Source organism: Salinisphaera sp. Q1T1-3, assembly GCF_003602005.1.
GTDB lineage: Bacteria > Pseudomonadota > Gammaproteobacteria > Nevskiales > Salinisphaeraceae > Salinisphaera.
On the sequence record NZ_QZWD01000022.1, the window covers coordinates 40,857 to 49,405 of the forward strand.

At 64.4% G+C, this 8,549-nt stretch carries 6 protein-coding genes and 1 pseudogene; 2 read left to right on the forward strand and 5 right to left on the reverse strand.

All coding sequences use genetic code 11. The features are described 5' to 3' along the window. Positions 1 to 87: 87 nt before the first annotated feature. From D3260_RS15880 to D3260_RS15895, 4 genes are all read right to left on the reverse strand, one after another. Positions 88 to 741: a YceH family protein gene (locus D3260_RS15880; RefSeq protein WP_120099594.1), complete on the reverse strand. Its 654-nt coding sequence runs from the start codon at positions 739 to 741 to the stop codon at positions 88 to 90. Between the two features lie 103 nt (positions 742 to 844). Then, positions 845 to 2,299, reverse strand: a complete 1,455-nt coding sequence (gene sbcB, locus D3260_RS15885) for an exodeoxyribonuclease I (RefSeq protein ID WP_120099595.1) — start codon at positions 2,297 to 2,299, stop codon at positions 845 to 847. Then, on the reverse strand, positions 2,296 to 4,203 hold the full coding sequence (locus D3260_RS15890) for an ABC-F family ATP-binding cassette domain-containing protein (protein ID WP_120099596.1): 1,908 nt from the start codon (positions 4,201 to 4,203) through the stop codon (positions 2,296 to 2,298). The genes sbcB and D3260_RS15890 overlap by 4 nt, the downstream gene beginning before the upstream one ends. A 109-nt stretch (positions 4,204 to 4,312) precedes the next feature. Beyond that, positions 4,313 to 5,737 (reverse strand): DEAD/DEAH box helicase, encoded by a 1,425-nt coding sequence (locus tag D3260_RS15895; RefSeq protein WP_120099597.1) that lies wholly within the window; start codon positions 5,735 to 5,737, stop codon positions 4,313 to 4,315. Positions 5,738 to 5,926: 189 nt separating this feature from the next. Between D3260_RS15895 and moaB the strand changes: the two genes are divergently transcribed. Both moaB and D3260_RS15905 read left to right on the forward strand, forming a co-directional pair. Beyond that, positions 5,927 to 6,445: a molybdenum cofactor biosynthesis protein B gene (gene moaB / locus D3260_RS15900; RefSeq protein ID WP_120099601.1), complete on the forward strand. Its 519-nt coding sequence runs from the start codon at positions 5,927 to 5,929 to the stop codon at positions 6,443 to 6,445. Between the two features lie 121 nt (positions 6,446 to 6,566). Next, positions 6,567 to 8,117, forward strand: coding sequence for an OprO/OprP family phosphate-selective porin (locus tag D3260_RS15905; RefSeq protein ID WP_120099598.1), 1,551 nt, complete (start codon positions 6,567 to 6,569; stop codon positions 8,115 to 8,117). A 306-nt stretch (positions 8,118 to 8,423) separates the two neighbouring features. On the opposite strand, the pseudogene D3260_RS15910 reads toward D3260_RS15905, so the two are convergent. Beyond that, positions 8,424 to 8,549, reverse strand: a pseudogene (locus D3260_RS15910) (IS481 family transposase); the annotation flags it as partial.

Here is an 8,549-nt window from a genome sequence, read left to right on the forward strand (position 1 = left end):
CGTCGAGCTAAGTTAACGAGGTCTGGTTCTAATAAAAAAGAATAAATAATATTCCGTTTATTGCTATAAAGAATATGACGTCGGCTCTCAGCGGGTTGCCAACCGAGCGCGCAGGTCAGCGTTCTCGGCCTCGAGTTCGGCGATGCGTCGTTCGAGCTCGGCGACACGCGAGGCCGTGCCCGAGTCCGCTGCGGTATCGGATACGAGCGTATCCGGGTCGATGCGGCCACACAGTTGATGCGCGAATTCGGCTTCCTTGCGGCCGTGCCGCCGCGGCAACGTGACCAGTAGCGAGTTCTCGGGATCATCGGTTTCGATGAGGTCGGCGGCTGCCTCGGCCACGGCCTGATTGTCGGTGAATGTGTGCAGTCGGCCGGCGCGCGAACGTAGTTCACCCGGTGTGGCCGGGCCGCGCAGCAACAACAGCGTCACAATCGCGAACTGCGGCGCATCGACACGGATATCGGCGAAGCTCGAGGCGCCGAACAGCCGCTGTTTGTATTTCTCGACGCCGTTCTTGAAATTCTCTTCGATGTGAATCAGCCGTCGTTCGGCCAGGGCGCGGGCTGCCCGCTGGACTTCGATCCGGGTCAGGGACATGACCGGTTCACGCGAGGATTTCTGGTTGGCGGCGTTGGTCAGCGCATTCAGTGTCAGCGGATACTGGTCGGGCGTCGTGACGGATTTCTCCATCAGACAGCCCATGAGGCGGGCTTCGGTCGCGGTCAGTTCGGGCAGCATGGCAGGCGGCAGCACAAGGGATTTGTCCCCATTCTAGGCCTTTGTCACCACAAGATAGACATCGGCACGGCGTTGCCGAGTGGCGCCGACTCGCACCAAACGCCTAGAGCTGGCGACGCTGACGGTCGCCCCAGGCCTTGAGATCCAGCAACAGCTGTAGTCGGGCCGGGTCGCTGCCCACGCGTTCCATGAGGGTCGCGACGGTTTCGTCGTATTCATCCAGCGTCAGACCACCGTCGGGGGCGAATTCCAGCCGCTTGGCGACCCAGTTGCGCCAGTCATCGCGTTCGGCATCGGCCAGCGACGCCGGATAATGACGCGCCCGATAACGAAACAGCAGCTCGTTGAGGCGGTTGTCAGCGAAGACGATGTGGCCGTCGGCCAGCGCTTCGGGGCTGGCCGTGTGGACCTGGCGCGCCTTGTCGCGATCCGCATTGTCGATGAAGCCGTCGTACAGGCCGGCCTCGACGTCCGAGGCGTTGTCGAACACGCGGGCCTCGAACACGGCCGTGGCCTTGGCTGCGACTTCGCTCATCCGGTCGTGAATCGCCTTCCAGTGACGACGACAGGTATTGATATCCAGGTTCAGGCGCGCCGCTTCGGACTCGCGCATCATTTCGAACGGTGCGAGCACCGGGCACTTGTTCACGTGTACGCCCTTGAGCGCAATGCGGGGCGTATCGTCGGGCAGATCTTCGCTAGGCGTGAACAGGCGGTCGAAGATTTCGTCCGGCGCCAGTTCGAGCAATGGCTCGGGATCGCTGCGCAGATCGTAGGTGATGATGCAGTTGCGATTGACCGGATGCCGGGCGATCGGCATCACGGGCGACAGGCAGCCGTTGGCTGCCGGGAACTTCGACGAGGCGTGCAGGGCCGGCTTGTGAGTATCGAGATCGAGCAGCGCCGCCGCGCTGGCCTTGTCGCGATGCGTGACGACCCATTCGAACAGGCGTGGCTGATGCTCCCGGATCAGGCGGGCCAGGGCAATGGTGGCATGCACGTCGGACAGCGCATCGTGGGCCCTTTCCTGGGCAAGACCGTTGGCCGCGGCCAGGTCTTCGAGCCGGAAGCTCGGGGCACCGTCCTCGCGCTGCGGCCATTGGATGCCGTCGGGACGAAGTGCATAGGTCAGGCGGACCATGTTGATCACGTCCCAGCGCGAGCAGCCGTTCTTGTATTCGCGCTCGTAGGGATCGAAGAAGTTGCGCCAGAGCGTGTGACGCGTGACCTCATCGTCGAAGGCCAGATTGTTGTAACCCACGCTGCAGGTGCCGGGGCGCGCCATTTCCGAGACGATGGCCGCGATGAATTCGGGCTCGGGCACGCCGTGTTCGAGCGCATGCTGCGGTGTGATGCCGGTGATCAGCGTGGCTTCTGGATGCCCGAGCATGTCCGATGGCGGCTGACAGTACAGCGTGAGCGGCTCGCCGATGATGTTGAAGTCGGCGTCTGTGCGGATACCGGCGAACTGGGCCGGCTTGTCGCGCTTGGGATCGGCGCCGAAGGTCTCGTAGTCGTGCCAGAAATAACTGAAACGATCGTCGTTCTGTCGGCTCATGCCGGGCTCGCTTGCGCCGACAGGTTGTCGAGCTGCTCGGCGGCGTCCATCCACCGGGCCTCGGCGTCCTCGAGTTGGCGTGCAAGCGTGTCGCGCTCGCTGGTTACGCGTGCTGCCTCCGCCGGATTGGAGTAGACGCTGGCCTTGCCGAGTTCGGCGTCGAGCGCTTCGATCTTCCGACTGAGACGGTTCATTTCCTCTTCGGCCTTTTTCAACGCGTTGCGCAGCGGTTTCTCGCGCGCGCGCTGGTCGGCGGCGTGACGTCCGCTACCGGATTTCTTGCGTGACGCGTCGGGCTTGTCCGCGCCCTTGGCCTTGCTGCCTTCGCGGGCGTTGTTCTGGCGCGACAGCCACTTGGCGTAGTCGTCCAGGTCGCCGTCGAAGGGTTCGAGCGCCCCGTCGGCCACGCGCCAGAGCTGATCGCAGGTCGCATCGATCAAATGACGATCATGCGCGATCATGACGACAGCGCCGGTATAGCCGGCCAGCGCGGTTTCCAGGGCATGGCGCATGTCGAGATCGAGATGGTTGGTCGGCTCGTCCAGCAGCAGCAGGTTGGGGCGGGCGTGCACGACGAGCGCCAACGCCAGGCGGGCTTTTTCGCCGCCGGAAAACGGGGCGATCGGCTCCAGGGCCTTGTCGCCGGTGAAGTCGAAACCGCCGAGAAAATCGCGGATGTGCTGCTCGCTGGCCTTGGGATCCTGGCGCTGCAGGTGGGTGGCCGCACTCGCGGTGTCATCCAGGACTTCCAGCTGATGCTGGGCGAAGTAGCCGACCTTCAGATACTTGTCGCGATGCACTTCGCCGTCCAGCGGTTCGAGCGCGCCGGCGAGCAGCTTCATGACCGTGGACTTGCCGGCGCCGTTGCGCCCGAGAATCGCCAGACGATCGCCGGGCACGAGCCGGAGTTTGACGTCGCCGACCAGCGGCGTGTCGTCATAGCCGACATCGGCATCGTTGACCCGCAGGATCGTCTCCGGCAGACGATCGGGCGCGAGAAACTGAAAAGAGAAGGGGGTATCCCAGTGGGCCGCCTCGACTTTTTCCATGCGCTCCATCTGCTTGAGCTTGGACTGAGCCTGTCGGGCCTTGGTGGCCTTGGCCCGGAATCTGTCGACGAAATGCTGAAGCTGGGCGAGCTGCTTCTGTTGATTCTCGTAGGCGGCCTGTTGCTGGACCTTGGCCTCGGCGCGCATGAGCTCGAAGGCAGAATAGTTGCCGGTATAGAGCGTGGCGCGGCCGTGTTCCAGATGCAGCGTGTGGGTGGCCAGTGCATCGAGGAAGTCACGGTCGTGCGAGATGATGACGAGCGTGGCCGGGTGAGCCGCCAGATAGTCCTGGAGCCAGAACACCGCGTCCATGTCGAGATGGTTCGTCGGCTCGTCGAGCAGCAGCAGATCGGCGCGATGCATCAGCGCAGCGGCCAGATTCAGTCGCACCCGCCAGCCGCCGGAGAAATCGTCGATCGGCGCCTCGTGCGCGGACGGCGCGAAACCCAGTCCGTGCAGAAGCCGGGCCGCCCGCGCCCGCGCGGCATAGCCGTCGATTTCGGCCAGTCGGCCGTGCAATTCGGCCATTACGTTGCCGTCGCCCTCGGCTTCGGCTGTGGCCAGCTGCGTCTCGATGGCCCGCAATTCGGCGTCGCCGTCGAGCACGTATTCGATGGCGGGTTGGTCGCCGGATGGCGCGTGCTGGCGCACGGTGGCGATATCCAGATGGGCCGGGATTTCGATATCGCCGGCATCGGGCGACAGCTCACCGAGCATCATCGCCAGCAGACTGGACTTGCCGGTGCCGTTGGCGCCGACGATGCCCACGCGCTGGCCGGCCTGAATCCGCAGGTCCACGTCCTCGAGGAGTTTCCGGGGCCCGCGACGGAGAGAGAGGTGCTTGAACGCGATCATGGCGTCATTGTAAAGCAAGGCCGGCGCGCGAACGGGGGATACCGTGCCATGGCCTGTGGATGTTTCGTACGAGCGCCGCGTTGGCGCCCGCACGAAACCTCAACAGGTCCTAGTTCGAGGTGTTGTTGCCCCGGTTGCGCTGGCCGCTGCTGCGCCGCGCGCCCCCACGACGGTTGTTGCGTTTCGGTCGGTTGGTGCCACTGTCCTTGCCGGCGGCACCGGCATCGTTGCCGCTCGGCTTGTTCTGCGCGCGTCGACCGCGTTTTTCGGCGTTCTGCCTGGGCTTGTTCGCGCCCCCGCCGGCCGGCTTGTCCGACGCGCCCTGAGCTTGGTTGCCGTTGCCCTTGCCGCGCTTGCGCGAGCCGTTGTTGCCGCGACCGGCGGGTTTGGTCTCGGGTTCGGCTTCCGGATTGCCGACATCGACGCCGTCGACCGTCATGCGCTCGATGCGATGGCCGATCAGTTTCTCGATTGCCTTGAGATAGCTGCGCTCCTCGGCACCGACCAGCGAGATCGCCTCGCCGGCCGCGCCCGCTCGGCCGGTCCGGCCGATCCGGTGGACATAGTCCTCGGCCACGTTGGGCAATTCGTGGTTGATTACGTGCGGCAGGCCGTCGATATCAATGCCGCGGGCTGCGATATCGGTGGCGACCAGTACCCGGATCTCGCCACTCTTGAACCCGCTGAGCGCCCGCGTGCGGGCATTCTGCGATTTATTGCCGTGTAGCGCTGCGGCGCTCAGCCCGTCGGTTTCGAGTTGTTTGACCAGTCGATTGGCGCCGTGTTTGGTCCGGGTGAAGACCAGCACCTGGTGCCAGTCGCCTTCGGTGACGAGATGCGAAAGCACCGCGCGCTTGGCCGATTTCTCCACCATGACCGCGCGATGAGTGACGGCTTCGGCCGTGGCATTGCGCGGGGCGACATCGATCTCGACCGGATTCTGCAGCAGCGAGCCCGCCAGCTTGCGGATATCGTTCGAGAAGGTGGCCGAGAACAGCAGCGTCTGGCGCTTGGCCGGCAGATGCTTCATCAAGCGCTTGATGTCGTGGATGAAGCCCATGTCGAGCATGCGATCGGCTTCGTCGAGCACGAGCACTTCCAGCGCGCTGAAGTCGATGCGGCCCTCGGCCAGATGATCGAGCAGCCGGCCGGGCGTGGCGACGACGATGTCCACGCCGCGCTTGAACGCGGCGATCTGGGGTTGATAACCCACGCCGCCGAATACGACGGTGTGCTTGAGCGGGGTCTGCTTGCTGTAGGTCGCCACCGACTCGCCGACCTGGGCGGCCAGCTCGCGCGTGGGTGTCAGTACCAGGACGCGCGGCTTGGCGGCACGCTCGGTGCCGAGCCGTTCGAGAATCGGCAGCACGAAGGCCGCCGTCTTGCCGGTGCCGGTCTGGGCCGCGCCGAGGACGTCAGCGCCGTCGATGACAGCCGGGATAGCCCGGCTCTGGATCGGCGTGGGACGGGTGTAGCCCGCGTCGGCGATCGCCGCGAGCAGATGCGGCGACAGGCCGAGGGTGTCGAAAGACATGTTGTATCCTGATCGGTGGGGTGCCGGGCGTACAACAGCGTCGTGAAGACGTGGCGGCCGGCGGAATGAGGTCGCCGCGAAACGCTGGCGACACCACGTATTATAGCGGTATTGGCGGTCGCTGTAATGGCATCGCCCGCATCCGCACTATGGCAGAGTGGTGCCTTGTTCCCCAGCTGGCTGAAATCAATGGCCGACGTGGCGTTCAAGCCGCTGCATATCGCCGTGCTCACGGTCTCCGACACGCGTACCGACGACACGGACAAGTCCGGCGGGGTACTGGCCGAGCGCATCCAGGCCGCCGGCCATGTGCTGCACGACAAGCGGATCTGCCGCGACGACATCTATGCGTTGCGCGCCCTGGTGTCCGGATGGATCGCGGACGTTGCACCGGCGGTGGTGATCACCACTGGTGGCACGGGGCTGACCGGGCGTGATGTCACGCCGCAGGCGCTGTCCGTGTTGTTCGACCGGCAGATCGACGGTTTCGGCGAAATGTTTCGCTGGCTGTCCTACGCAGACATTGGCACCTCCACGTTGCAATCCCGGGCGCTCGCCGGTGTGGCCAACGGCACGTTCATCTTCTGCCTGCCGGGGTCATCCGGGGCCGTGGCCGACGCCTGGGACAGGCTCATTGCCGCACAGCTGGATGCCCGGACCCGACCCTGCAATCTGGTCGAACTGTTGCCTCGCCTGACCGAACGCTGAGCGTCGCCGGCCGTCAGGCGGGACCGCGAGCGCCTGCCTTGAACGAAAGACGCATAGGGGCGCATGCCACTGCCGGCTAACATCGTCATCCGAGCCGATCAGCAAGCCACAGGGGGCGAAGATGGCGACAGGGAGAAAGCGGCGCATCGGGCTGATGACGGCCGTGGTGGCGAGTGCGAGTGTCTACGTCCCGGCGGCGTTCGCCCAGACCGCGCCGAGCAACGCCGATCTGGCGCGTTTGGTACGACAGCAGGCCGCACAGATCGAGCGACTGAATGCCCGTATCGACCAGTTGGAACAGGATCGGCACGACGGGCAGGCGCAGGCTTCCAGCCAGACGGCGCGCACGGCCTCGTCGGGCGACAAGTCGCCGCGCCAGAGCGAGTCGGGCACGCCGGGCGGTGAGGCAGCCGAACAGGCCGTGGCCGGCCGATCGGCGGATCAAAGGCCCGGTAGTTCGTTATCCGAGCGGATCGCGCGGCTCGAAGAGAGTGACGTCAAGGTCGACTGGTCGGATGGCGCCCCCGAATTCTCCAGCCCGAACGGCGCCTTCACCTTCGGCATCGGCGGACGCATCCAGTACGACTTCTCGTCGACCTTCAACTCGCGCTACGACGGCCAGGATCGTTATGCCGACAGTGACTCGCGCAACATTACCGGCTCGGAGTTCCGTCGCGTGCGTCTGGATGCACACGGCAAGCTGAACAACTGGGTGTTGTACAAGCTCGAGCTGGATTTCGCCGACAACCAGGTTGGACTGCGTGATGCCTATCTGGCCGCCGAAAAAGATTTCGCGCTCGGCAACGGCGTGGTCTATCTCGGCAGCAAGTTTGCCGATCGCAGTCTGGATGGCCGAGCCTCGTCGAAATGGACATGGTTTACCGAACGCAACACGGTCGCCAACGGTATTGCGCCGCAGCCGGGGGCCTACCTGACCGGTATCACCGGCGAGTTCTACGGCAACAACAACTGGCATGCCTCGCTCGGCGTGAACAAGGGCTCGAATACCGGCGACAACACCGAGAGCAACAACTTCACGGTGCTCTCGCGCGCGCACTGGGATCCGATCGCCACCGATCGCTACATCCTGCACGTCGGGGCGAATGGCTTCTACGAGAACTTCGAGGGTGATCAGGCCACGGCGCCGAGCGTGACGATCGGCGGCCATTACAACGACAACCTGCGCGTGCGCAGCGCGGCCATCGATGCCAGTACCAGCACGGCCTATGGTCTGGAGCTGGCCGGTCTGGCGGGTCCGTTCGCCGCCGGCGCCGAGTACGGGCATCGGCGGATCAAGGGGCGCTTCAATACCGATAATACCGATTACGACGCCTATTCGGCACAGGTCGGCTATGCGCTGACCGGCGAGCGGTTCGGGTACTCGACCAAGCAGGGTGTCTGGACACGGCCGGAGATCCTGCATCCGGTGACCGAGGGCGGTATCGGCGACTGGGAGCTCGTGGCGCGCTACGAAGCGATCGATTTCGAGAACAGCAATGCGTTCGTCGGCGGCACCGGCCATGGCACCTCGATCGGTCTGAACTGGTACCTGAACAAATTCACACGGATGTTGTTCGACTACACGGACTGGCGTACGAACAATCGGAGCGGAAGCTACGCGCTGCCCGACGACGGCCAGAGCATCAACGCACGGGCGCAGGTGGTTTTCTAGGGCCTGTTGATGTGTCGTGCGAGTCCGCGCCAAGCGCGCCCTGAAATTGACGATGGGCGGCAAGACGAGGCGTAGCAGGCATAGCGTGTCATTCTGCGCCAGCGTGCTGGAACGCTGTATTGCCGTCGTGTTTTTGATTTTGGGGCGCTTGTCCCTTCGGGTTGGGCCGCCCATGAAAAATCGACGATGGGCGCCCGGCGGCGTTGCCAGTCTGGATTGTGGCACGCTACGATCGGCGACTCGCGCCTTGCCGGACACACGGCGGTCTCTCGACGAAAAGGCGCTCGCACGAAACATCAACAGGCCCTAGGTGTGTAAACCCACCACATTGTTCACGGATAAGCCCAGCCGGCTGATCGGCGGTTGATGGTTCAGGCTGGCATGCGGCCGGTGCCAGTTGTAGTCATGCAGCCAGTACGGCAGATAGTTCGC

Bases quoted from the DNA above. Each gene is read 5' to 3' on its own strand.
- moaB (WP_120099601.1), top strand. From the start codon at position 5,927: ATGGCCGACGTGGCGTTCAAGCCGCTGCATATCGCCGTGCTCACGGTC.
- D3260_RS15890 (WP_120099596.1), bottom strand. From the start codon at position 4,203: ATGATCGCGTTCAAGCACCTCTCTCTCCGTCGCGGGCCCCGGAAACTC.
- sbcB (WP_120099595.1), bottom strand. From the start codon at position 2,299: ATGAGCCGACAGAACGACGATCGTTTCAGTTATTTCTGGCACGACTAC.
- D3260_RS15895 (WP_120099597.1), bottom strand. From the start codon at position 5,737: ATGTCTTTCGACACCCTCGGCCTGTCGCCGCATCTGCTCGCGGCGATC.
- D3260_RS15880 (WP_120099594.1), bottom strand. From the start codon at position 741: ATGCTGCCCGAACTGACCGCGACCGAAGCCCGCCTCATGGGCTGTCTG.
- D3260_RS15905 (WP_120099598.1), top strand. From the start codon at position 6,567: ATGGCGACAGGGAGAAAGCGGCGCATCGGGCTGATGACGGCCGTGGTG.